The sequence below is a fragment of the Stenotrophomonas sp. CC22-02 genome (assembly GCF_004365115.1).
GTDB classification, from domain to species: Bacteria; Pseudomonadota; Gammaproteobacteria; order Xanthomonadales; family Xanthomonadaceae; genus Stenotrophomonas; species Stenotrophomonas forensis.
Genome location: NZ_SOCO01000001.1, coordinates 2,576,937 through 2,600,386, shown reverse-complemented (window position 1 = coordinate 2,600,386; position 23,450 = coordinate 2,576,937). Strand labels below are relative to the sequence as shown.

Here is a 23,450-nt window from a genome sequence, read left to right as displayed (position 1 = left end):
GTCGAGAGATGGATTGGGTAAATATCGCTTTCTGGGTGTTCGCCATCGCGGCAACGGTTTCGGCCGGTGCGGTGATCAGCGTGCGCAACCCGGTTCACGCCGTGCTCTGCCTGGTGCTGACCTTCTTCTCCATCGCCTGCGTGTGGCTGCTGGTGGGCGCCGAGTTCCTCGGTGTGGCCCTGGTGCTGGTCTACGTCGGCGCGGTGATGGTGCTGTTCCTGTTCGTGGTGATGATGCTGGACATCGACCCCACCAAGCTGCGTGAGGGCTGGGTGCGCTACCTGCCGGTCGGCCTGATCGTTGCGGTCGCGATGCTGGTGCAGATGCTGATCCTGATCGGCGTCAAGGCGCGTTCGGTCACCCCGTTCCCGGCCGACAACGCCGCCGCGGTCGCCGCCGACAGCTCCAACGTCACCTGGCTGGCGCGCACGCTGTTCACCGAGTACCTGCTGCCGTTCGAATTCGCTGCCGTCATCCTGACCGTGGCCGTCGTCGCCGCCGTGATGCTGACCCTGCGCCGCCGTACCGGCGTGAAGAGCCAGAACCCGGGCGAGCAGACCATGGTCAAGGCCGGCCAGCGCCTGCGCATGGTCAAGATGGGCGCCGAAGCACCGGTCGTGCACAGCAACAGCAAGCCGGCCGCCGGCGAGGAGACCCAGCCGTGATTACCCTTGGCCACATGCTTGCGCTCGGCGCGGTGCTGTTCGCCATCAGCCTGGCCGGCATCTTCCTCAACCGGAAGAACGTCATCGTCCTGCTGATGTCGATCGAACTGATGCTGCTGTCGGTGAACATCAATTTCGTCGGCTTCTCGCGTCAGCTGGGCGATCCGTCCGGCCAGCTGTTCGTGTTCTTCATCCTGACCGTCGCCGCCGCGGAAGCCGCCATCGGCCTGGCGATCCTGGTGACCCTGTTCCGTACCCGCCGCACGATCAATGTCGGCGAAGTCGATTCGCTGAAGGGCTGATCCACAGATGGAAATCACTCTCTCCAAGAGTCTGTTGATCGCAGTGGTGCTTGCACCGCTGTTCGGCAGCATCATCGCCGGCCTGTTCGGTCGCCAGGTCAAGCGCTTCGGCGCGCAGACCATCACCATCCTCGGCGTCGCGGTTGCCTGCGGCCTGTCGATGTACACGCTCTACCAGCTGCTGTGGGGCGGCGCGCAGCCGTTCAACCAGAACATCTACACGTTCTTCGAAGTCGGCCAGTATTCGGCCCACGTCGGCTTCATGGTCGACAAGCTGACCGCGATGATGATGGTGGTGGTGACCTTCGTGTCGCTGCTGGTCCACATCTACACGATCGGCTACATGCAGGACGATCCGGGCTACCAGCGGTTCTTCAGCTACATCTCGCTGTTCACCTTCTCGATGCTCACCCTGGTGATGAGCAACAACTTCCTGCAGCTGTTCTTCGGCTGGGAAGCGGTGGGCCTGGTGTCGTACCTGCTGATCGGCTTCTGGTTCAAGCGCCCGACCGCGATCTTCGCCAACATGAAGGCGTTCCTGGTCAACCGCGTCGGTGACTTCGGCTTCCTGCTGGGCATCGCCGGCGTGCTGTGGGTGTTCGGCACCCTGGACTACTCGCAGGTGTTCTCGCAGGCCGGCATGCTGGCTGACCCGCGCGCCCAGCTGCAGATCTGGGACGGCACGATCCTCGGCATGCAGCTGCTGAACGAGCCGGTGATCTGGTCGATCGCCACCGTCATCTGCATCTGCCTGTTCATCGGCGCCATGGGCAAGTCGGCCCAGGTCCCGCTGCACGTGTGGCTGCCGGACTCGATGGAAGGCCCGACCCCGATCTCGGCACTGATCCACGCCGCGACGATGGTGACCGCCGGTATCTTCATGGTCACCCGCATGTCGCCGCTGTTCGAGCTGTCGCAGACCGCGCTGAACTTCATCCTCTTCATCGGTGCCACCACCGCGTTCTTCACCGGCCTGATCGGCATCGTGCAGAACGACATCAAGCGCGTCGTCGCGTACTCCACGCTGTCGCAGCTGGGCTACATGACCGTGGCGCTGGGCGTGTCGGCCTATTCGGCCGCCGTGTTCCACCTGATGACCCACGCCTTCTTCAAGGCCCTGCTGTTCCTGGGCGCCGGCTCGGTCATCATCGCGATGCACCACGAGCAGGACATGCGCAAGATGGGCGGCCTGCGCAAGTACATGCCGATCACCTTCGTCACCATGTGGATCGGTACCCTGGCGCTGGTCGGTACGCCGTTCTTCTCGGGCTTCTACTCGAAGGACACCATCATCGAGGCGGCCGAGATCCACGCCCACATGCAGAACAGCTGGGTGGCCACCTATGGCTACTGGGCGGTGCTGGGTGGCGTGCTGGTGACCAGCTTCTACAGCTTCCGCCTGCTGTTCATGACCTTCCATGGCAAGGAGCGCTTCCGCGACGCGCATGATGACCATGGCCACGGCCATGACGATCACCACGCCGCAGATGCGCACCATGCCGATGCCCACCACGGCGATGCCCATGACGACCACGGCCATGGCCACGGTCCGCATGAGCCGCATGAAACCCCGTGGGTGGTGACCCTGCCGCTGATCCTGCTGGCCATCCCGTCGATCGCCATCGGTTTCTTCAGCATCGGTCCGATGCTGCATGGCACCGACTGGGCCGGCCACCACGCCCACGCGGCGATCCAGGGCCAGGTCAACACGTTCTTCACCGGCATCGTCGACTTCTACGATCCGGCCAAGAACACCGTTGCCTTCCTGGGTGAAGAGTTCCACGGGCCGGTGGCGTTCGCGCTGCACGGCATGATGCTGCCGCCGTTCTGGCTGACCCTGGCGGGCTTCCTGCTGGCTGCACTGTTCTACCTGTGGAAGCCGGACCTGTCGGGCAAGGCGCGCAAGACCTTCGCCCCGCTGGTGTCGGTGCTGGAAAACAAGTACGGCTTCGACAAGCTGTGGATCGATGGCTTTGCCGGCGGCAGCGTCAAGCTGGGCAAGGTCGCACGCTGGATCGACAGCAACATCGTCGACGGCGTGGTCAATCTCTCGGCACGTGTTGTGGACGTCGCAGCCGGTGTGCTGCGTCGTACCCAATCCGGTTTCCTCTATCACTACGCCTTCGCGATGATCATCGGCCTGATTGCCCTGCTGGGCGTGCTGATGCATTACCTGCGTTGATGACCTGTACGGAATAAGAAGACGTGTCGAACTGGCCTCTACTCAGTGTCCTCATCTGGCTGCCGATCCTCGGTGGCGCCCTGATCCTTGCGATCCGTGATGCGCAGACCGCCCGCTGGGCGTCGCTGGGCGTCGCGGTGCTGACCTTCGTGGCGAGCCTCTCGCTGCTGAGCGGCTACAACGCGGGCATCGACGGTCTGCAGTTCGTCGAGACCCATGCGTGGATCCCGGCGTACAAGATCGGCTACAACCTGGGCGTGGACGGCATTGCCGTGGCGCTGATCCTGCTGACCACCCTGGTCAGCGTGCTTGCCCTGATCGGTGCCTGGAGCGCCATCGACAAGCGCGTCAACCAGTACGTGGCCGCCTTCCTGATCCTGGAAGGCGTCACGGTCGGTATCTTCTCGGCCACGGACGCGATGCTGTTCTACGTGTTCTTCGAGGCGATGCTGATCCCGATGTTCCTGATCATCGGTGTCTGGGGTGGCCCGCGCCGCATCTACGCCGCGCTGAAGTTCTTCCTCTACACCTTCCTCGGCTCGGTGCTGATGCTGGTGGCACTGATCTACCTGTACCTGAAGGGCGGCAGCTTCCAGCTGGCCGACCTGTATGCGCTGCCGCTGTCGGCCAAGGAACAGACCTGGATCTTCTTCGCCTTCCTGATCGCCTTCGCGGTCAAGGTGCCGATGTTCCCGGTCCACACCTGGCTGCCGGATGCCCACGTGGAAGCGCCGACCGCCGGTTCGGTGATCCTGGCCGCCATCGCCCTGAAGATTGGTGGCTACGGCTTCCTGCGCTTCAACCTGCCGATCGTCCCTGACGCATCGCAGGAATGGGCCTGGCTGGTGATCGCGCTGTCGCTGATCGCGGTGATCTACGTCGGCCTGGTCGCCCTGGTGCAGGACGACATGAAGAAGCTGATCGCGTATTCGTCGATCGCGCACATGGGTTTCGTCACCCTCGGTACCTTCATCGCCCTGTGGCTGGTGCGTGAAGCCGGCAACGCCGATGCGGCCCGCCTGGGCCTGCAGGGCGCCATGGTGCAGATGATCTCGCACGGCTTCGTGTCCGGCGCGATGTTCTCCTGCGTCGGCGTGCTGTACGACCGCATGCACAGCCGCCGCATCGCCGATTACGGCGGCGTGGTCAACGTGATGCCGTGGTTCGCCACCTTCGCCATGCTGTTCTTCATGGCCAACGCGGGCCTGCCGGGTACCAGCGGCTTCGTCGGCGAGTTCATGGTCATCCTGTCGGCGTTCCAGCGTAATCCGTGGATCGCGCTGGGCGCGGCCACCACTCTGATCATCGGCGCCGCCTACACCCTGTGGCTGTACAAGCGCATCTTCTTCGGCGAAGTGGCCAACAGCCACGTTGCCGAACTGAAGGACATCAACGGCCGCGAATGGCTGGTGCTGGGCGTGTTCGCCATCGGCGTGCTGGCCCTGGGCATCTACCCCAAGCCGCTGACCGACCTGATGGAGCCCTCGATCGCGAAGCTGGCGATGCAGATCGCATCCAGCAAGCTGCTGTAATTCCAGGATTTGATGATGACCACCTCGCCGCTGCTGCCATTGACCGCTGCTGACCTGCCACCGCTCGCTCCCGAGCTGGTGCTGATCGGCAGCGCCTTCGCCCTGATGATCCTCGACCTGTTCGTCAGCAACCGGAACAAGATCGTCACCCACCTGTTCTCGCTCGCTGCGCTGGCCGTGGTGCTGTTCATGCTGGCCACCGGCGTGGGCGGGCAGGGGGAGGTCTTCCATGGCATGTTCGTGCGCGATACCGCCGCGGACGTGATGAAGACCGGGATCGTGCTGCTCAGCGGCCTGACCCTGGTCTATGGCTGGCGCTACCTGCGTGATCGCAACCTGTTCCAGGGCGAGATCCCGGTGCTGATCCTGTTCGGCACCGCCGGCATGATGATCCTGGTCTCGGCCGGCAGCCTGCTGATGGTGTACCTGGGCCTGGAACTGTTGGCGCTGTGCTCCTACGCGCTGGTCGCCAGCAACCGCGAAAACGGCCTGGCCTCGGAAGCGGCGATGAAGTACATCGTGCTCGGTTCGCTGGCCTCGGGCCTGCTGCTGTACGGCATGTCGCTGATCTACGGCGCCACCGGCAGCCTGCACCTGGACGTCATCCGCGATGCCATCCCGCACTCGGAAGAGCGCGTGCTGCTGATCACGGGTGCGGTGTTCATGATCGCCGGCGTCGCCTTCAAGCTGGGTGCCGCGCCGTTCCACATGTGGCTGCCCGACGTGTACCAGGGTGCCCCGGCGCCGATCGCACTGTTCATCAGCTCGGCGCCGAAGCTGGCCGCGTTCGGCATGGCCTACCGCCTGCTGGAAATGGGCGTGGGTCCGCTGTCGACCGAACTGCAGTTGTTGATTGCCGGCCTGGCCGCGGTGTCGCTGGTCATCGGCAACCTGATGGCCATCGCGCAGAGCAACCTGAAGCGCATGCTGGCGTTCTCCACGGTTTCGCACATCGGCTTCCTGCTGATGGGCATCGCCGGTGGTGGTGCGCAGGGCTATGCCGCCGCGCTGTTCTACGCGCTGGCCTACGCCATCATGTCGACCGCCGCCTTCGGCGCGATCATCGCGCTGTCGCGTGCCGGCTTCGAAGCCGAGAACATCGAAGACTTCAAGGGCCTGAATGCCCGCAACCCGTGGATGGCCGGCCTGGTGCTGTGCATCATGGCGTCGCTGGCTGGCATCCCGCCGTTCCTGGGCTTCTGGACCAAGCTGGCCGTGCTCGGCGCAGCGGTCAACGGCGGCCTGCTGTGGCTGGCGATCCTCGGCGTGCTGTGTGCCGTGGTCGGCTGCTTCTACTACCTGCGCGTCATCAAGGTCATGTACTTCGATGAGCCGGTGGGCGAGGCCATGCCGCGCAGCAACGACCGCGTGCTGGGCCTGGTGCTGGGCGTGAACGCACTGGCGCTGCTGGCGCTGGGCATTGCCTGGAACCCGATCATGGTCTGGTGCCAGCAGGCATTTGCGCATCTTGCATAAAAGTTGACACAAAGCTGCGCGATTCGTGTAATATGCGCAGCCTGAGTTGTCACTGCAGCGGTTCAGCCAGAACATCGTTGCGGTAGCCCTCCTCGAAAGAGCAGGGCAGCAGTTCGAACACTTCCGGTGCGGGGTGGAGCAGTCTGGCAGCTCGTCGGGCTCATAACCCGAAGGTCGCAGGTTCAAATCCTGCCCCCGCTACCAACGTCGGATCGGCGCCAACCGGTTTGATGAATGAGGGAGAGCTTGCATTTATCGCAGCAATGCCTCATGATTCCGCTTCTGATGCGGGGTGGAGCAGTCTGGCAGCTCGTCGGGCTCATAACCCGAAGGTCGCAGGTTCAAATCCTGCCCCCGCTACCAAGTAAAGAATGCGCCTTCGAAGTCCTGCTTCGAAGGCGTTTTTCTTTGGGGTGGTCCGCATTTTGTAGCGTCGAGCCATGCTCGACTGTCCTTCCCGCATCGGGTCATGCCCCGCGGCGGGGGAAGGGGTTTCGGGGCCGCCAAGCCTTGCACCAGCGCGGTGCAGCCGCTATCATCAGCGGCCTAGCAGTACCCCTGAAGGCGGCCTCCCAGCGGGAGTCCGGACCCGGAAGGAGGGCCGCAACCGGCAGGCACTGCAGGTTGCAACCGGAATCCAGTCACCGGAGTCTTTCCGGAAAAGGGGCCCAGCGGGCCCTTTGTCGTTTCCGGGGCGTCATGTTTCCACGCTGGCCAAGGCCGGCACCCAACCATAGAGATCAAGGCAGGCTGTGAGCGACAAGGCAACCGACATCGCGAATCTGCTCGCCCCGACCGTTGTGTCGCTGGGCCTGGAGCTGCTGGGCGTTGAGTATCTGCCGGCCCCCGGCGGTGCGACCCTGCGCCTTTACATCGACGTGCCGCTGGCTGAACAGCCCGAGCGCATCATCAATGTCGACGACTGCGAACGCGTCAGCCGTGAAGTGTCGGCACAGATGGACGTCGAAGACCCGATCAGCGGCAACTACACGCTGGAAGTGTCTTCGCCGGGCGTGGACCGTCCGCTGTTCAACCTGGAGCAGTTCGGCCGTCACCTCGGCGAAATGGCCAAGGTCACCCTGAAGCTGCCGCAGGATAATCGTCGTCGCCTGCAGGGTCGCATCGAAGCAACCGACGAGGCCGCAGACACCATCACCTTCGTTGTCGACAAGACCGAAGTGATCGTGTCGGCCGACAACATCGACAAGGCACGGATCATGCCCGACTGGGTGGCGCTGGGGCTGGCCCCGAGCAAGCCGACCGGTCCGGCACCGAAGCGTCCGAAGCCGAACAAGAATTCTTCTTCCAACGAGCCGGCGGCAAAGAAGCCGCGCGCGGAGTGAGCCAATGAGCAAGGAACTGTTGCTGGTAGTCGACGCAGTCGCCAACGAGAAGGGCGTGCCGCGTGAAGTGATCTTCGATGCCATCGAGGCCGCCCTGGCCTCGGCAGCGAAGAAGCGCTATCCCGACGAGGAAGTGCTGACCCGCGTGGTCATCGACCACAAGGATGGCAGCTACGAAACCTACCGCCGCTGGGAAGTGGTGGCCGATGACGTGGTGATGGAATCGCCGGATCGCCAGATCCGCCTGATGGACGCCGTCGATGAAGCCGAAGGCGTGGACGTCGGCGACTACATTGAAGAGCAGATCGAGAACCCGGACTTCGGCCGCATCGCCGCCCAGGCTGCCAAGCAGGTCATCGTCCAGCGCGTGCGCGAAGCCGAGCGCCAGCAGGTCGTGGATGCGTGGAAGGATCGCGTCGGCGAACTGATCACCGGTGTGGTCAAGCGCGCCGAGCGCGGCAACATCTATGTCGACCTCGGTGGCAACGCCGAAGGCTTCATTCCGAAGGACAAGGGCATTCCGCGCGACGTGCTGCGTGCCGGTGACCGCGTGCGCGGGTACCTGGCCGAAGTCCGCTCGGAGCCGCGTGGCCCGCAGCTGTTCATCAGCCGCGCCGCCCCGGAATTCATGATCGAGCTGTTCAAGCTGGAAGTGCCGGAAGTCGGCCAGGGCCTGGTGGAAATCAAGGCCTGTGCCCGCGATCCGGGCGACCGCGCCAAGATCGCCGTGCTCGCCCACGACCAGCGCACCGATCCGATCGGCGCCTGCATCGGCATGCGCGGTTCGCGCGTGCAGGCCGTGTCCAACGAGCTCAATGGCGAGCGCGTGGACATCGTGCTGTGGAACGACAACCCGGCCAACTTCGTCATCAACGCGATGGCGCCGGCCGAAGTGCAGTCGATCATCGTTGATGAAGACAAGCACTCGATGGACCTGGCCGTGGCTGAAGACCGCCTGGCCCAGGCGATCGGCAAGGGCGGCCAGAACGTGCGCCTGGCCAGCCGCCTGACCGGGTGGCAGCTCAACGTGATGACCCAGGACCAGGTCACCGCCAAGTCGGAGGCCGAGCAGGCTTCGGCCCGCCAGCTGTTCATGGACAAGCTGGAAGTGGACGAAGAGATCGCCGGCATCCTGGTCAGCGAAGGCTTCGGCACCGTCGAGGAAATCGCATATGTCCCGGTCGGCGAACTGCTGGCCGTGGAAGGTTTCGACGAGGACATCGTCGAAGAGCTGCGCGCTCGTGCCCGCGATGCGCTGCTCAATGAGGCCCTGGCAGTCGAAGAAGGCCTTGAAGACGGCCAGCCGGCGCAGGACCTGCTGTCCCTGAAGGGCATGGACGAAGCCACCGCGTATGCGCTGGCCGGCCACGGCGTGCGTACCAGCGAGGACCTGTCCGACCTGGCCGCCGACGAGGTCATGGACTTCGGCATCGAAGGGCTGGATCAGGCGCGCGCCGCTGCGCTGATCCTGGCCGCCCGCGCCGAAGAGATCGCCCGACTGGAACGCGGCGAATGAGCCGGCAATGAACAGGGCCCTGAGCCGCTCAGGGCGTAGAATCCGCGCCACCTCCAGATGCGGGGGGGCGCCCACAAGATCATAGGATCCGAATGTCGCAGCAAACCACCATCCGCAAGCTTGCCGAACTGGTCAACACGCCGGTCGAAAAACTGCTGGAACAGCTGGCCGGTGCCGGCATGAAGTTCAGCGGTCCCGACCAGGTCGTGACCAGCTCCGAGAAGGTGAAGCTCCTGGGCTTCCTTCGTCGTTCGCATGGCAAGCCCGAGCAGGCCCCGGAAGAGACCGATCAGTCTGCAAAGAAGATCACGCTCAACCGCCGGAAGCAGCAGGAAGTGACGGTCAATTCCGGTCGCAGCAAGACGACCGTGAATGTCGAGGTGCGCCAGAAGCGTACCTACGTCAAGGATGGTGCTCGCGCCATGACGCCGGACGAAGAGCGCGCCGACATCCTGCGCAAGCTGGAAGAGTCGCGTGCGCGCAACCTTGCCGAACAGCAGGCCCTGGCCGAGAAGGATCGTCTGCGCGACGAAGCCATCGTCCGTGCCCGCGAGGAAGAGGTTGCCGCCAAGGAACGCGCCGAGGCCGAGAAGAAGGCCGCCGAAGAAGCTGCGGCCGCCGCCAAGGCTGCCGAGGCGCTGGCGGCCAGCAAGCCCAAGCGTGCTCCCATCGATGAAACCGCGCCGCGCCCGCCGCGCACTCCGGCCGCCCCCCCGGCTGCGCCGCGTGGTGCACCGCCGCCGCCGCGCAACGATGACCGCAACAACCGCAGCGCGCCGCGCAACGAGCGTGGCCCGGGCGATCGCTTCGCCGGCCAGATGCATCTGTCGGCCGCTGACCGCGCGCGTCGTGGCAACAGCAACAACAGCAACACCCGGGGTCGTCCGGGCGGTCGCAACCAGTCCGGTGGCCGTCGCGACATGTCGCGCGGTGGCAACAATGCCGGTCCGCACGGCTTCGAGCGTCCGACCGCACCGGTGGTGCGTGAAGTGGCGATCGGCGACACGATCACCGTGGCCGACCTGGCGCAGAAGCTCGCGCTGAAGGGCGGCGAGGTGGTCAAGGCGCTGTTCAAGATGGGCGTGATGGCCACCATCACCCAGTCCATCGACCACGACACCGCCGCGCTGGTGACCGAAGAGCTCGGCCACAAGGCGATCCGTGCCAACGACAACGACGCCGAAGACGCACTGCTGGCCTCGACCGGTGAAAACCAGGGCGAAGCCACCCAGCGCCCGCCGGTGGTCACCATCATGGGCCACGTCGACCACGGCAAGACCTCGCTGCTGGATTACATCCGCCGCACCAAGGTTGCCACTGGCGAAGCCGGCGGCATCACCCAGCATATCGGTGCCTACCACGTGGATACGCCGAAGGGCGTGATCAGCTTCCTGGATACCCCGGGCCATGCTGCCTTCACCTCGATGCGTGCCCGCGGCGCCAAGCTGACCGACATCGTGGTGCTGGTCGTGGCCGCCGATGACGGCGTCATGCCGCAGACCAAGGAAGCGATCCAGCATGCCCGTTCGGCGGGTGTGCCGCTGATCGTGGCGATCAACAAGATCGACAAGTCCGACGCCGACCCGATGCGGGTCAAGAACGAACTGCTGTCCGAGCAGGTCGTGGCCGAAGACTTCGGTGGTGACACCCAGATGGTGGAGATCTCGGCCAAGACCGGCCTGGGCATCGACGACCTGCTGGACGCCATCTCGATCCAGGCCGAACTGCTGGAACTGAAGGCCGTCGACGAAGGCCGCGCCTCGGGCGTGGTGATCGAATCGTCGCTGGACAAGGGCCGTGGCCCGGTCGCTACCGTGCTGGTGCAGCAGGGCCGCCTGAAGAAGGGCGACTACCTGGTGTGCGGCATCCAGTATGGCCGCGTGCGTGCGCTGTTCGACGAAACCGGCAAGCAGCCGGAGTTCGCCGGCCCGTCCATCCCGGTGCAGGTCCTGGGCCTGTCCGGCGTGCCGGAAGCCGGTGACGACTTCGTGGTGGTCGAGGACGAGCGCCTGGCCAAGGACGTTGCCCAGCAGCGTGAGACCAAGCGTCGTGAATCGCGCCTGGTCGCCACTGCCGGCAGCCGCATGGAAGACATCATGGCGACCCTGGGCAAGGGCGAGGGCCAGCAGGTCCTCAACCTGGTCATCAAGGCCGACGTGCAGGGTTCGGTGCAGGCGTTGAGCCAGGCACTGGTCGCGCTGTCCAACGAAGACATCCGCATCAACGTGATCCACTCCGGCGTGGGCGGCATCACCGAGTCGGACGCCAATTCGGCGGCCGCTTCGAAGGCCACCGTCATCGGCTTCAACGTGCGTGCGGATGCTTCGGCCCGTCGCATCATCGAATCGAACGGTGTTGACCTGCGTTACTTCTCGATCATCTATGACGTGATCGATCAGGTGAAGCAGGTGGCTTCCGGCCTGCTGGGCGTGGAGATCCGCGAAGAGATCATCGGTATCGCCGAGGTCCGCGACGTCTTCCGCAGCTCCAAGCTGGGCGCCGTTGCCGGCTCGATGGTCATCGAGGGCGTGGTCAAGCGCAACAAGCCGATCCGCGTGCTGCGCGACAGCGTGGTGATCTTCGAGGGCGAGCTGGAATCGCTGCGCCGCTTCAAGGAGAACGTCGAGGAAGTCCGCAACGGTACCGAATGCGGTATCGCGGTGAAGGCCTACAACGACGTCAAGCCGGGTGACCAGATCGAGTGCTTCGAGCGTATCGAAGTGCCGCGCACCCTGTAATGCTGCAACGGACCGGCCCTCGCGGGCCGGTCCGCCCCCTGGTGGGGCCCGACCTTGGTCGGGCCGCTCCTCCTGGTAGGACCCGACCCTGGTCGGGTCACATTTGAATCGAGAGCCCGACCGCGTGCCCAAGACTTTCCATCGAACCGACCGTGTCTCCGCCCAGCTGCGCCGTGAACTCGGCACCCTGGTGCACAACGCCGTGCGCGAGCACGGGTTGCCCTCGGTGAGCGTGTCCGACGTGGAAATCACCCGCGACATGGCCCATGCCAAGGTGTTCGTCACCGCGCTGATGCCGGAACGTTCGGCTGAAGCCGTGGCCGGCCTGAAGGAGCTGGGCTACCGCCTGCGCATGGACCTGGCCCGTGCCATGAAGCTGCGCCACGTGCCGGAGCTGCATTTCCACTACGACGACTCGGTCGACCGTGGTGAGCACATCGACAACATCCTGCGCGACCTGCCCGATACGCTGGCCGCGGAGAAGCGTCGCGAGAGCGACGAAGAATAAGGCAGCGCCGGGCCCGTGCCCGGCGTCTTTCCGTTCCGGCAACGCGATGCCCGTGCGGGCCGCGCTGCGGCAGCCGGGCATGGCTCGGCTCTACAACATCCTGTCATGACCCGAATTCAGTTCCGCCGCCTGGATGGCATCCTGCTGCTCGACAAGTCGACCGGCATGAGCTCCAACGCCGCCCTGCAGGTGGCCCGCCGCCTGTTCCGTGCCGAGAAGGGCGGTCACACCGGCAGCCTCGACCCGCTGGCGACCGGCCTGCTGCCGCTGTGCTTCGGCGAGGCAACCAAGATTGCCGGCCTGCTGTTGGGCTCGGCCAAGGCCTACGACGCCGAGATCGTGCTTGGGCAGACCACCGATACCGACGATTCCGAAGGCCAGGTGCTGCTGCAGCGCCCGGTGCCGGCGATCAGCGCGCAGGCCCTGCAGGCCGCGCTGGTGCCGCTGACCGGCAGCATCCTGCAGCGGGCGCCGATCTATTCGGCGCTGAAGCAGGGCGGTGAGCCGCTGTATGTGAAGGCCCGCCGTGGCGACGTCATCGAGGCGCCCGAGCGCGAGGTGCAGGTGCACGCCATCGAGGTGCTCGAGCAGCAGCCGGAACGGCTGCGGCTGCGCGTGACCTGTGGCTCCGGCACCTACATCCGCAGCCTGGCCCGCGATCTGGGCGAACGCCTGGGCTGCGGCGCCCATATCAGCGCACTGCGCCGGCTCTGGGTCGAGCCATTCCGCGCACCGGCGATGGTCACCCTGGACCAGCTGCGGGCGATGGTCGAGGCGGGTGACGAGGCCGGCATGGATGCGCTGCTGCTGCCCCTGGCCGCCGGCCTGGCCGAGTACCCGCGGGTCGACCTCGACGCCGACCAGGCCCACCGGTTCTGTGTCGGCCAGCGCCAGCGCGACCTGTCCTGGCCGCGCGGCCTGGTCGCCGTGTTCGGCCCGGACGATGCTGTCCAGGGGCTGGGCCAGGTCGATGACAGCGGCCTGCTGGCGCCCCAGCGCCGTTTCAACCTCTGACCGGGGGCCTGCCGGTTCAGCCCCGGACCTTGTCCCGGAAGCCCCCGGCCGTTACAATTTCGCGGCCGTTTTCCGGCAACCTGCCTTGCGCAGGTTTCATCCTCGTAGTCCACGGCGAGCCTGGCGGTGCGCGAAGCGCGTTCCTGCCGGCCACGCATCACAGAGAAAAAAGAAAATGTCGATCGACACCCAGAAGGTCATTGAAGACAACAAGCGCAGCGCCGCCGACACCGGCTCCCCGGAAGTCCAGGTGGCCCTGCTGACCGCCCGCATCGAACTGCTGACCGGCCACTTCAAGACCCACAAGAAGGACCACCACAGCCGCCGCGGCCTGCTGCAGATGGTCAACCGCCGTCGCAGCCTGCTCGACTACCTGAAGAAGAAGGACGTCGAGCGTTACAAGGCCCTGATCGAAAAGCTTGGCCTGCGTCGCTAAGCAACGAATCCCCCGCGGCGCAGCGATGCGCCGCGGTTTTGTTTTGTAGCACCGCAATCCCCGATTCAGGCCGGAACAATCCGGCCACCCGCAGGCGGCAAGGGTCGCCGACGGTCCAAATTCGCAGACAGCATCCCCAAGGACACCCTCCGTGGCAAAAATCACCAAAACCTTCCAGTACGGCAAGCACACCGTCACGCTTGAGACCGGCGAAGTCGCCCGCCAGGCCAGCGGTGCCGTCATCGTCAAGATGGACGACACCGTACTGCTGGTCACCGCCGTCGCCGCCAAGAGCGCGCGCGAAGGCCAGGACTTCTTCCCGCTGACCGTCGATTATCAGGAAAAGTTCTACGCCGGCGGCCGTATCCCGGGTGGTTTCTTCAAGCGCGAAGGCCGTGCGACCGAGAAGGAAACCCTGATCTCGCGTCTGATCGACCGTCCGATCCGCCCGCTGTTCCCGGAAGACTACAAGAACGAAGTGCAGATCATCGCCACGGTCATGTCGCTGAACCCGGACGTGGACGGTGACATCCCGGCCCTGATCGGTGCCTCGGCTGCCCTGGCCCTGGCCGGCACCCCGTTCATGGGTCCGATCGGCGCTGCCAAGGTCGGTTACAAGAACGGCGAGTACATCCTGAACCCGACCGTCAGCGAACTGGCTGACTCGCAGCTGGAACTGGTCGTCGCCGGTACCTCCAACGCCGTGCTGATGGTCGAGTCCGAAGCCGCGCTGCTGTCCGAAGAAGTGATGCTGGGCGCCGTGACCTTCGGTCACCGCGAAATGCAGAAGGTCATCAACGCGATCAACGAGCTGACCGTCGAAGCCGGCACCAAGCCGTCGACCTGGGAAGCCCCGGCCAAGAACGACGCGCTGATCTCCGCCCTGAAGGAAGCCATCGGTCCGCGCCTGGGCGAAGCCTTCCAGGTGCGCGACAAGCTGCAGCGCCGCGACGCCATCTCGGCGATCAAGAAGGACGTGGTTGAAACCCTGGCTGGCCGCGTGGCCGCCGAGGGCTGGAACCCGGCCGAGCTGTCGAAGGAATTCGGCGAGCTGGAATACCGCACCATGCGTGACTCGGTGCTGGACACCAAGGTCCGCATCGACGGCCGTGCGCTGGACACCGTCCGCCCGATCGCCGTGAAGACCGGCGTGCTGCCGCGTACCCACGGTTCCTCGCTGTTCACCCGCGGCGAAACCCAGGCCATCGTGACCATCACCCTGGGCACCGCCCGTGATGGTCAGGTCATCGATGCCGTTGCCGGTGAGTACAAGGAAAACTTCCTGTTCCACTACAACTTCCCTCCGTTCTCGGTGGGTGAGTGCGGCCGCATGATGGGCCCGAAGCGTCGCGAAATCGGCCACGGTCGCCTGGCCAAGCGCGGCGTGCTGGCTGTCATGCCGTCGCTGGAAGCCTTCCCGTACACCATCCGCGTCGTCTCGGAAATCACCGAGTCGAACGGTTCTTCGTCGATGGCCTCGGTCTGCGGCTCGTCGCTGGCCCTGATGGACGCCGGCGTGCCGGTGAAGGCGCCGGTGGCCGGTATCGCCATGGGCCTGGTCAAGGAAGGCGAGCGCTTCGTCGTCCTGTCCGACATCCTGGGTGACGAAGATCACCTGGGCGACATGGACTTCAAGGTGGCCGGTACCGCTGAGGGCATCTCCGCCCTGCAGATGGACATCAAGATCGAAGGCATCACCGAAGAGATCATGAAGCAGGCCCTGCAGCAGGCCAAGGCTGGCCGTCTGCACATCCTGGGTGAAATGGCCCACGGCCTGACCGCCCCGCGTTCGGAACTGTCCGACTACGCGCCGCGCCTGCTGACCATCAAGATCCACCCGGACAAGATCCGCGAAGTGATCGGCAAGGGTGGTTCGACCATCCAGGCCATCACCAAGGAAACCGGCACCCAGATCGACATCCAGGATGACGGCACCATCGTCATCGCTTCGGTCAACGCCATCGCTGCCCAGGCCGCCAAGGCCCGCATCGAGCAGATCACCTCGGACGTCGAGCCGGGCCGCATCTACGAAGGCAAGGTCGCCAAGATCATGGACTTCGGTGCGTTCGTCACCATCCTGCCGGGCAAGGACGGTCTGGTCCACGTCTCGCAGATCTCCAGCGACCGCGTCGAGAAGGTCGGCGACGTGCTGAAGGAAGGCGATGTGGTCAAGGTCAAGGTGCTGGAAGTCGACAAGCAGGGCCGTATCCGCCTGTCGATGAAGGCCGTGGAAGAAGGCGACGCCGTCAGCGCCGAATAATCGACCTCCGGTCGATTACGGTGGGTGTCAACCTTGGTTGACACGCTTCTGCAATCGCTGAAATGGAAAAGCGGGCTTCGGCCCGCTTTTTCTTTGCCCGCGATCCGCGGCCGGCGTGCCGCTATGCTTCGCCCATGGACACCCTTCGCCTGCTCGATCTGGACATTGACCGCCCGGCACAGCGGGTCAGCCGCGCCGGCCAGATCCTGCCGGTCAGCGGCCTGAGCTGGACGCTGCTGGACGTGCTGCTGGCGCACGGCGCCGAGGTCGTCGATTTCGACACCCTGGCGGCGCAGGTCTGGGCGCCGGCAGTAGTCGGCGAAGATGCGGTCAGCCAACGGGTCAAGCTGCTGCGCCAGGCACTGGGCGATGACAGCCGCCGGCCGGCTACATCCGTTCGGTACGCGGGCGCGGCTACCAGCTGTGCGCGCAGCCGTTGCCGGGCACCGCACAGCCTGCCCGGTCGCATTGGCGCGGCAGGGCAGGGTGGGGCCTGATGGCGGCCGTGGCGCTGGGCGTCGCCGCAACGCTGGTGGGGTGGCCGCGGCCGACTGCGCCCGGTGCGGCGCAGACGGCGCTGCAGAGGGCCGATTACTACGCCGGCATCGGCCAGGCCAGCAACAACGAGCGGGCGATCAGCCTCTACCGTCAGGCGCTGCAGGTCGATCCGGAGTCCACGCCGGGGCGGCGCGGACTGTCGCGTGCGTTGGCGACGCAGGGCTGCCTGTTCAACGGCTCGCCGGCACAAGTGAAAGAGGCGCTGGCCCTGGCCAGCGAGGAGCGCAGGCGGGCGCCGCGCGATGCCGCCGCCCATGCGCTGTGGGGCTATGCGCAGGACTGCCTCGGCGACATGCCGCAGGCGATGGCCGGTTACGCGCGTGCGCTGGAACTGGATCCCGCCGACGAACGCAGCCGCGCGTCGCTGGCGTATCTGCGGCAGGAGCGCGGCCAGTTGGTGACGGCGCTGCGCGAGAACCTGTCATTGAAGGCGCCCGAGCGCGTGCGTTTCCGTGACGTGCAGGTGGCGCGCGAGCTGGAACTGCTGGGCTTCACCCAGGCTGCAGCGCAACGCCACGCGCGCAACTTCCAGCTCTACCCGGACAACGTCTTTTCCAATATCGCCTGGCCGCGCAGCCTGTATCTGGCCGGCACGCCGCAACAGGCCAGGCAGGCGCTGGACGAGGCGCTGGCGCGCGGCACGCCGCACCCGCAGCTGCTGCGCCTGAAGGGCGAGCTGGCGCTGCTGGCCGATGACCCGGTGACTGCAGCAGCGGCGTTCGAGCACGGCCGCCAGCTGCGGCCCCAGCAATCACTGGGGCAGACGCTGGCGGGCCTGTACGGCGCGCAGCCGGCGCAGGCCGCGTGGATCGGGCAGCGTCTGCAGCAGCTCGACGCCAGCGCCGGCGATGGCTGGTCCGACACTGCGGTGGAGCGGGCACTGCTGCTACAGGCTGCTGGACGTACGGATGCGGCCGTCGCCGCATTGCATCAGGCCGTCGATGACGGCTTCCGTGACGTGGCATGGCTGCGTGCCACGCCGCTGCTGGTGCCCCTGCACGGCGCCCCGGGCTGGCCCGCGTTGCTGCAGCGCATCGATACCGACATCGCCCGACAGCGCGCGCAGGTGTTGGCCGCCGCCTGGCGGCCGGAGGATCTGGCCGCCCTCAGCGCAGCGCCGGCAGCAGGAACTCGGTGAGGATGCGCCGCGACTGTGGATGGGCGAAGGAGCGGTTGAAGGCCTGGCTGGTGACCACGGCCACCACGCGCTGCTCGGGCAGCACGAACACATAGTTGCCGCCATTGCCGGACATCGCCCACACGGTGCGCGACGCACCCTGCACATCGAGCTTCAGGCCCCACCACTGGTAGCCATAATCGCTGCCATCGGGCGTCGTGGCCTGTGCTTGCACCATCGCCGCGATGTAGTCCCTGGGGACCAGCTGGCGACCCTGCCAGCGTCCATCGTCCAGTACCAGCTGGCCGAACCGGGCCAGGTCACGCGTGCGGTAGCGGGTGCCGCCGCCGCCCATGCCGATGCCCTCCGGCGAACGGTTCCACTGGCTGTGGGTGATGCCCAGCGGCTGCTCCAGAACGCGTGCGGCATAGTCGGCCAGCGGTTGGCCGCTGGCCTGTTCAAGCACGGCACCGAGCACGAACGGGTTGGCGGTGCAGTAGGCGAACGCGCGGCCATGCGGGCTGTCCTGCGGCCGCTGCATCCAGGGCGCAAATCCCTTCACCGGGAGCGCCAGCGCGAAGTCCAGCCACCGCTCGGTGACGTACATGCGTTCTTCGTGGCCGGCCGAGAACGGGTTCTCGTCATCGCACTCCCACAGGCTGCTCATGGTCAGCAGGTCCTGCAGGGTAGTGGCGCGCAGGCGTGGGTCGACCGCGTGCTGCGCGGTGAACGCCGGGAAGTAGTCGTACACCCGGGCCTGCACGCCGGGCACGCGTCCCTCGCCGATGGCGGCGCCCACCAGAAGTGCCGTCACGCCCTTGCTGGCCGATCGCACGTCGTGCAGGGTCTGTGCGTCGGCGCCGTTGAAGTAGCCCTCGTAGACCACCTGGCCATCGACCTGCAGCAGCACGCTGCGGATCTGCTTGAGCTCATCGCGGGCGATGGCCTGCTGCAGCGCCAGCAGGCGTGCCGGATCTGGAGGCGTGGCGCGAGCGGTGAAGGTCGCGGCACACGCGGCGCAGAGCAGGGTGAGGACGAGCAGGATCGAACGCATCGGCGGGCTCCATCGAAAGGGAGCCCGATTGAGCCAGCACTGCATCTGAAGTGCTGGAAAGCCGCCTGAAGAATTCTGAAGACCTTGTGCCAGAAGGCGCTTCGATCCGGTAGGTGTCAACCTTGGTTGACACGCCGTTGGAGGCATCGCCGGAGTCGAACACGCTCGGCGTTACCGGGCATCTTTCTTCTTCTTCTTCCCCCAGCCACCAGACCTGGCCCGGCTCGGGGTCACTCAGCGGATGCTCGCGCTGTTCGATGGCCTCCAGCACGCGCCCCGGGGCCGCAGCGGTCCACGTTGCCAGTAGTTTTTCCACCGCGGCACGCCCTTGCGCAGCAATGCCGAGATCGCGCGCGCGTGCCCAGCCATCCGCGCACTCCGCTGCGTCATCGTGCTGGTGCGGCGTACCGTAGCTGCAACGGCGGCACAGCCTGCGCACGGTCGCGGTCCAATCCTCGACCATGCCGATGCCGGGCAGGTGCATGGCTTCCAGGGCAGCGATGTCATCGGCGGAATCGCACTGCACGAACACGGTGAAGGTGGCCATCTCCGATGGCTGCAGGCACTGCATCGCATTGAACACCGGCACACTCTGCTCCCGGTAGGTGCGGTGGCCGGTCGAGGCGCCGTCATGCAGCACGATGTCACCGAAGCGGAAGCCGCTTTCCGGCAGCGGCACATTGTCGATGCGGGCGCGCACCGGATCGATGCGGTGCATGTAGACCACCTCGGCGGCGGACCACGGCGCCAGGCGCAGGCAGGCCACGCCGAAATCGCCGTCGATCGGCCCCGCGTCGCCGGGTACGGTGATGCCGCAGCGGCTCCATTGGCGCCGCGCTTCGGTCCAGTCGCCCACTGCAGTGGCGGCGATACCGGCATTCCATGCGGTGGCTACATCGAACGCGTCGCGCAGCTGTTCCGACTGCAGGTTGTCCCGCAGCGAGGCCGGCCAGTTGCGCAGGTATTTGTGGGCGAGCCCGCGCATGTAATGCAGGTAGGGAACCTCCGGGGCATGCCCGGTCAATTCACCGAACAGGGCCACGGCCCGCGCGAGGTCGCCTTCGTGGAATGCGGCATAGGCACGGGCTTCCAGCGCCTGCAGTTCGTCGAGCGTGGCGTCGTCCGGCCGTGCGCCGTCATCGGTGTGGTCGTGGTCGTTGCTCATGTCCATGCGAGGTTGAAGATCCGCGGCTACCTTAGCCGATGCGGGCGAGGGCGCACGCGGCGTCGGCGGCTGTCCTGCTGCGGCGCACGATGGCAATGGCGTGACTACTGGCGTGTCGTCCTGGGTGGTAGCACGCGTGTCCACTGGACGACATGCCGCGACATCCGTACCGCAGGCACATCGGTTTGCTAACGTGGCTGCGCCTTCGAACCGGGAGATCCCATGTTGCGCCAGACCGTGGCTGTCCTTGCCGTGCTGATTGCCGGCGCCCTGCCCATCGCTGCACACGCCGCTGCGGCACCGCAGGCGCCGATCTTCGGTGCCTACTATCCTGGCGGGTCGGCTGAGCGCTATCCGGTGTCGAGCATTCCGGCCGAACGCCTGACCCACCTGTTCTATGCGTTTTCCACCATTGAAGACGGTCGCTGCACGGTCGGTGCCGAAGCGCCGGCCAACTTCGCTGCGCTGGCCGAACTGAAGAAGGCGCATCCGCACCTGCGCACGTTGATTTCCATCGGCGGCTGGGGCGCGGGCGGTTTCTCCGATGCGGCGCTGAACGAGGCCAGCCGCAAGCGCCTGGTCGATTCCTGCATGGCGCTGTTCTTTGATCGCCACGCCGGCAGCTTCGATGGCGTGGACATCGACTGGGAATTCCCGGTCAGCGGTGGGCCGAAGGAGCTGGCGCATCGCCCGCAGGACCGCGCCAACCTGACCAGGCTCGCGCAGGCGTTCCGCGTCGCACTCGACGCGCGCGGGCGCAAGCAGGGGCAGCCGATGCTGCTGACCGCTGCGCTGGCCGCCGGTCGCCTGCAGACCGATGGCCCCTACGATCCGGCCGCCAGCTACGACCTGCCGGCGCTGGCCAGGGTGTTCGATTTCATCAACCTGATGAGCTACGACATGGGCACCGGTTTCTCGGCGGTGTCGACCTTCAATGCCCCGCTGCATGAAGTGCCGGCCGATCCGCTGGCACCGGAACTGCGCCGCTGGAACAACGTGGCCGGCGCGGTGCAGTACTACCGCGATCACGGCGTGCCGGCCCACAAGCTGGTGCTGGGCGTGCCGTTCTATGGCCGTGGTTTCAAGGTCACCGGCGACGCCGCCGATGGGCTGTACCAGGCCTACAGCGCACCGGCCGACGCGGGCGACTGGCGGGTGATCAAGGCGCGCTATCTCGACCAGCCCGGCTGGACGAAGCACTGGCAGCCGCAGGCGCAGAGCCCGTGGCTGTACAACCCGCAGCAGAAGATCTTCATCAGCTACGAAGACCCGCGCTCGATCGGGCTGCGCGCGCAGTTCGCCCGCGAGCAGGGCCTGGCCGGGGTGTTCATGTGGGAGCTGACCGGCGATGACGAACAGGCCAGCCTGCTCAACGCCATGCTTGGCCCGTGGCAGAAGGCCCGCATCGGCGATTGAGGAGGGGCAGTAGCGCCGGGCCATGCCCGGCGCTACCTCAATTGGCCCAGACGCTGTTGGGATCGCCGTTGCGCGCGCGACGCTGGCTGGCCAGTGCCAGCCGGGCAAAGCCGAACGCCATGGCCAGTGCGATCGCATCGACCCAGAACAGCGGCCAGTGCCCATGCGCGGCCGCGCGCCACAACCAGTCACCGCTGAGGGCGCCATGCAGCACCGGCACCAGCGCGGTGCTGATCGCGGCGGCCCAGAGCAGCTCGCGTGCCGCCTGGGCCGGGCGGCGCAGTGCCGCCCACAGCGCACAGGCGGCCCAGCTGCCGAAACAGGCCCAGCGGATGCCGTGATCAACGGCGGACGGTGCCACCCGTTCCAGCACCAGTGCGCTGGCGAACGCGACCGAGATCGCCACGCACAGGCCGATGCACACGCCCACCGTGGCCCGCGCCATGTTCACCCCGGAGCGCGGCTGCAGTGGCTGCCGGCGCTTGCGCCGCGATTCGATCCACAGCAGGTTGCCCGAATAGAACAGGAAGGCACCGCCCAGGCCCAGCAGGAAGTACAGCCAGACCACCACGCCATTGCCGAACTCACCGAAATGCAGCGCATAGGCGGCGCTGAGCGTGGCGTGGTTGGCATCACGGTGGCCGGGCAGCTGGCTGGCCAGCAGGCGGCCACTGGCGACGTCCAGCGCGACCGAGCCGAGCGGGCCGAGGGTGCCGCTGGATTCACCGGTGATCTCGATGGTGGCATTGGCATCACCACCGTTGGCCAGTTTCAGGTAGGCCGGTTCGAAATCGGTCACGCCCTGCGCGCGCGCCACTTCCAGCGCGCGCGCATGCAGTTCGCGCAGGCTGCCCGGAGCGGCCGGCACGCCGCTGGCGGCGCGCACGGGCGCGGTGTCCATCGCCGTCGGCACCGCCTGCATGGCCTTGCCTTCGAAGATGAGCGGGTTGAGCAGGGCGATCTGGATGAAGACCAGGCAGAGCAGGGCACCGGTCACCGCGAACATCAGGTGGAACGGCAGGCTGAGCACACCGATCACGTTGTGTGCGTCCTGCCACAGCTGCTTGAGATTGCGGCCCGGGCGCAGCGCGAACAGGTCGCCGAGCAGTTTCGGCAGATGGATCACCAGGCCACTGAGCAGGGCCATGCCATACAGCAGGCTGACGATGCCCATCACGTAGATGCCGGCCACCGGCAGGCCCAGGCTGTAGTGCAGCTCGTTGACCAGTTCGGCCAGGCCCGACTGCGGCGGCGTCGGGCTGCCGGCGGTCTGCCCCGGCCAGGCATAGCGCCACCCCCCGTCGTCGGCCTGCCAGTAGGCCAGCGGCTGCGGATGCTCGGCACCGGGGAAGGTCATGCCGACATGCCGGCGTGCTTCCGCATGTGCGGTCAGCACGTCCTCCAGCAGGTACTGCGCGTCATCCAGGCTGGCAGGCAACGCAGTGGCCGCGCCCGGCGTCTGCCACAGCGGCAGGTCGTGGTGGAACAGGGTCAGTGCACCGGCATAGAAGGCCACGAACAGCCCGAAGCCGGCCACCAGGCCGACCCAGGTGTGCAGGGTGGTGAACGTGCGCAGGGTCTGCGAGCTGAACTTCATGCGATTGATCTCATTGCACGGCCCCGGCCATGCGCAGCAGCCCGAGCACAGCGAAGCCGGCCGCCGCGCTGCCGGCCAGGGCCAGCCAGGCATACCCGGCGCGGCGGAAACTGAAGGCCCACAAAGCCGCCAGCATCCACAGCGGCACGAAGGCGATCAGCGCAGGCACCAGGGCGTTCTGCCACGGGCCCGGTGGCAGCCAGGTGACCAGTCCGGTGGCGGCGGCCGCCAGGAAGAAGCCGGCGAAGATGCCGGCAAACGCGCGCGCCCACATCACGGTGTCTCCGCGCCGGGGCGATGCCACGCGGCCAGTGCCGGCAGCAGCATCGCCGACAGCATCCAGGTGCACAGCATCGCGACCAGGCCAGCGGCAAAGCCCAGCTCGGCCATCCACAGCCACAGCGATGCGGCGGCGGCAACCAGGCCGATCTGGTGGCCGAGGCGTCCGGCGCGGCGCAGGCGTGGCCAGCGGCAGTGCGGCGAGGCGGCATAGAAGGCCAGCGCCGAGAACATCGCCGCCAGCATGCCCAGGCTGCAGAATCCCAGCGTCGACAGGCCTACCGTGATCATC

The 23,450-nt window shown here is 66.3% G+C and carries 20 protein-coding genes and 2 tRNA genes; 17 read left to right on the top strand and 5 right to left on the bottom strand.

The features are described from left to right. Nucleotides 1–8: 8 nt before the first annotated feature. From N440_RS12035 to N440_RS11965, 16 genes are all read left to right on the top strand, one after another. Entirely contained in the window at nt 9–665 is a 657-nt protein-coding gene (locus tag N440_RS12035; protein WP_006458640.1) for an NADH-quinone oxidoreductase subunit J, read from the top strand. Next, entirely contained in the window at nt 662–967 is a 306-nt protein-coding gene (gene nuoK / locus N440_RS12030) for an NADH-quinone oxidoreductase subunit NuoK (RefSeq protein WP_005410454.1), read from the top strand. Before N440_RS12035 ends, nuoK begins: the two co-directional genes overlap by 4 nt. Nucleotides 968–974: 7 nt before the next feature. Continuing rightward, on the top strand, nt 975–3,149 hold the full coding sequence (gene nuoL, locus N440_RS12025; protein ID WP_133935210.1) for an NADH-quinone oxidoreductase subunit L: 2,175 nt from the start codon (nt 975–977) through the stop codon (nt 3,147–3,149). A gap of 23 nt (nt 3,150–3,172) precedes the next feature. Beyond that, complete coding sequence (locus tag N440_RS12020) at nt 3,173–4,681, top strand: NADH-quinone oxidoreductase subunit M (protein WP_008268294.1); 1,509 nt, start codon at nt 3,173–3,175, stop codon at nt 4,679–4,681. 15 nt (nt 4,682–4,696) lie between these two features. Continuing rightward, nucleotides 4,697–6,157, top strand: a complete 1,461-nt coding sequence (gene nuoN / locus N440_RS12015) for an NADH-quinone oxidoreductase subunit NuoN (RefSeq protein ID WP_049456506.1) — start codon at nt 4,697–4,699, stop codon at nt 6,155–6,157. A 127-nt stretch (nt 6,158–6,284) separates the two neighbouring features. Next, nucleotides 6,285–6,361, top strand: a tRNA-Met gene (locus N440_RS12010). Nucleotides 6,362–6,443: 82 nt separating this feature from the next. Next, nucleotides 6,444–6,520, top strand: a tRNA-Met gene (locus tag N440_RS12005). A 389-nt stretch (nt 6,521–6,909) separates the two neighbouring features. Then, complete coding sequence (gene rimP, locus N440_RS12000; protein WP_006458581.1) at nt 6,910–7,500, top strand: ribosome maturation factor RimP; 591 nt, start codon at nt 6,910–6,912, stop codon at nt 7,498–7,500. A gap of 4 nt (nt 7,501–7,504) precedes the next feature. After that, entirely contained in the window at nt 7,505–9,016 is a 1,512-nt protein-coding gene (gene nusA / locus N440_RS11995; protein WP_006458580.1) for a transcription termination factor NusA, read from the top strand. Between the two features lie 92 nt (nt 9,017–9,108). Continuing rightward, on the top strand, nt 9,109–11,754 hold the full coding sequence (gene infB, locus N440_RS11990) for a translation initiation factor IF-2 (RefSeq protein ID WP_133935209.1): 2,646 nt from the start codon (nt 9,109–9,111) through the stop codon (nt 11,752–11,754). 124 nt (nt 11,755–11,878) lie between these two features. Then, nucleotides 11,879–12,262, top strand: a complete 384-nt coding sequence (gene rbfA / locus N440_RS11985) for a 30S ribosome-binding factor RbfA (protein ID WP_005410447.1) — start codon at nt 11,879–11,881, stop codon at nt 12,260–12,262. Between the two features lie 105 nt (nt 12,263–12,367). Next, nucleotides 12,368–13,276 (top strand): tRNA pseudouridine(55) synthase TruB, encoded by a 909-nt coding sequence (gene truB / locus N440_RS11980; protein WP_133935208.1) that lies wholly within the window; start codon nt 12,368–12,370, stop codon nt 13,274–13,276. A gap of 175 nt (nt 13,277–13,451) precedes the next feature. Further along, nucleotides 13,452–13,712: a 30S ribosomal protein S15 gene (rpsO, locus tag N440_RS11975; RefSeq protein WP_005417886.1), complete on the top strand. Its 261-nt coding sequence runs from the start codon at nt 13,452–13,454 to the stop codon at nt 13,710–13,712. A gap of 151 nt (nt 13,713–13,863) precedes the next feature. Further along, complete coding sequence (gene pnp / locus N440_RS11970; protein WP_006458359.1) at nt 13,864–15,972, top strand: polyribonucleotide nucleotidyltransferase; 2,109 nt, start codon at nt 13,864–13,866, stop codon at nt 15,970–15,972. Between the two features lie 134 nt (nt 15,973–16,106). Then, a complete protein-coding gene (locus tag N440_RS20495; RefSeq protein WP_243831347.1) occupies nt 16,107–16,469 on the top strand; it encodes a winged helix-turn-helix domain-containing protein in 363 nt (120 codons plus the stop codon). Next, entirely contained in the window at nt 16,469–17,668 is a 1,200-nt protein-coding gene (locus N440_RS11965; protein WP_243831346.1) for a transcriptional regulator, read from the top strand. The genes N440_RS20495 and N440_RS11965 overlap by 1 nt, the downstream gene beginning before the upstream one ends. Here the strand turns inward: N440_RS11965 and N440_RS11960 are convergent. Both N440_RS11960 and N440_RS11955 read right to left on the bottom strand, forming a co-directional pair. Next, the gene (locus N440_RS11960; RefSeq protein ID WP_243831373.1) at nt 17,637–18,692 is read right to left on the bottom strand and encodes a serine hydrolase; all 1,056 of its coding nucleotides are present in this window, start codon (nt 18,690–18,692) and stop codon (nt 17,637–17,639) included. The genes N440_RS11965 and N440_RS11960 overlap by 32 nt on opposite strands. Beyond that, nucleotides 18,577–19,866 carry an outer membrane protein assembly factor BamD gene (locus N440_RS11955; protein WP_243831345.1) on the bottom strand — a complete coding sequence of 430 codons (1,290 nt, stop codon included), beginning with the start codon at nt 19,864–19,866 and terminating at the stop codon, nt 18,577–18,579. The genes N440_RS11960 and N440_RS11955 overlap by 116 nt, the downstream gene beginning before the upstream one ends. A gap of 222 nt (nt 19,867–20,088) precedes the next feature. Here N440_RS11955 and N440_RS11950 point away from each other — a divergent pair, with 222 nt between their 5' ends. Beyond that, nucleotides 20,089–21,282 carry a glycoside hydrolase family 18 protein gene (locus tag N440_RS11950; protein WP_133935206.1) on the top strand — a complete coding sequence of 398 codons (1,194 nt, stop codon included), beginning with the start codon at nt 20,089–20,091 and terminating at the stop codon, nt 21,280–21,282. Nucleotides 21,283–21,319: 37 nt separating this feature from the next. Here N440_RS11950 and N440_RS11945 read toward each other — a convergent pair whose 3' ends face one another. Genes N440_RS11945 through N440_RS11935 form a run of 3 tightly spaced genes read right to left on the bottom strand, consistent with a single transcriptional unit; the run spans nt 21,320 to nt 23,449 of the window. Further along, nucleotides 21,320–22,879, bottom strand: a complete 1,560-nt coding sequence (locus N440_RS11945) for a PepSY-associated TM helix domain-containing protein (RefSeq protein WP_133935205.1) — start codon at nt 22,877–22,879, stop codon at nt 21,320–21,322. A gap of 10 nt (nt 22,880–22,889) precedes the next feature. Next, the gene (locus tag N440_RS11940) at nt 22,890–23,153 is read right to left on the bottom strand and encodes a hypothetical protein (RefSeq protein WP_008266569.1); all 264 of its coding nucleotides are present in this window, start codon (nt 23,151–23,153) and stop codon (nt 22,890–22,892) included. Continuing rightward, a complete protein-coding gene (locus tag N440_RS11935) occupies nt 23,153–23,449 on the bottom strand; it encodes a hypothetical protein (protein WP_040007368.1) in 297 nt (98 codons plus the stop codon). The genes N440_RS11940 and N440_RS11935 overlap by 1 nt, the downstream gene beginning before the upstream one ends. Between the last annotated feature and the right edge of the window lies 1 nt (nt 23,450).

Coding starts and splice junctions, on each gene's coding strand:
- N440_RS12035 (WP_006458640.1), top strand. CDS start 9: ATGGATTGGGTAAATATCGCTTTCTGGGTGTTCGCCATCGCGGCAACG.
- nuoL (WP_133935210.1), top strand. CDS start 975: ATGGAAATCACTCTCTCCAAGAGTCTGTTGATCGCAGTGGTGCTTGCA.
- nuoN (WP_049456506.1), top strand. CDS start 4,697: ATGACCACCTCGCCGCTGCTGCCATTGACCGCTGCTGACCTGCCACCG.
- nusA (WP_006458580.1), top strand. CDS start 7,505: ATGAGCAAGGAACTGTTGCTGGTAGTCGACGCAGTCGCCAACGAGAAG.
- infB (WP_133935209.1), top strand. CDS start 9,109: ATGTCGCAGCAAACCACCATCCGCAAGCTTGCCGAACTGGTCAACACG.
- truB (WP_133935208.1), top strand. CDS start 12,368: ATGACCCGAATTCAGTTCCGCCGCCTGGATGGCATCCTGCTGCTCGAC.
- rpsO (WP_005417886.1), top strand. CDS start 13,452: ATGTCGATCGACACCCAGAAGGTCATTGAAGACAACAAGCGCAGCGCC.
- N440_RS20495 (WP_243831347.1), top strand. CDS start 16,107: ATGGACACCCTTCGCCTGCTCGATCTGGACATTGACCGCCCGGCACAG.
- N440_RS11965 (WP_243831346.1), top strand. CDS start 16,469: ATGGCGGCCGTGGCGCTGGGCGTCGCCGCAACGCTGGTGGGGTGGCCG.
- N440_RS11955 (WP_243831345.1), bottom strand. CDS start 19,866: ATGAGCAACGACCACGACCACACCGATGACGGCGCACGGCCGGACGAC.
- N440_RS11950 (WP_133935206.1), top strand. CDS start 20,089: ATGTTGCGCCAGACCGTGGCTGTCCTTGCCGTGCTGATTGCCGGCGCC.
- N440_RS11945 (WP_133935205.1), bottom strand. CDS start 22,879: ATGAAGTTCAGCTCGCAGACCCTGCGCACGTTCACCACCCTGCACACC.
- N440_RS11940 (WP_008266569.1), bottom strand. CDS start 23,153: ATGTGGGCGCGCGCGTTTGCCGGCATCTTCGCCGGCTTCTTCCTGGCG.
- N440_RS11935 (WP_040007368.1), bottom strand. CDS start 23,449: ATGATCACGGTAGGCCTGTCGACGCTGGGATTCTGCAGCCTGGGCATG.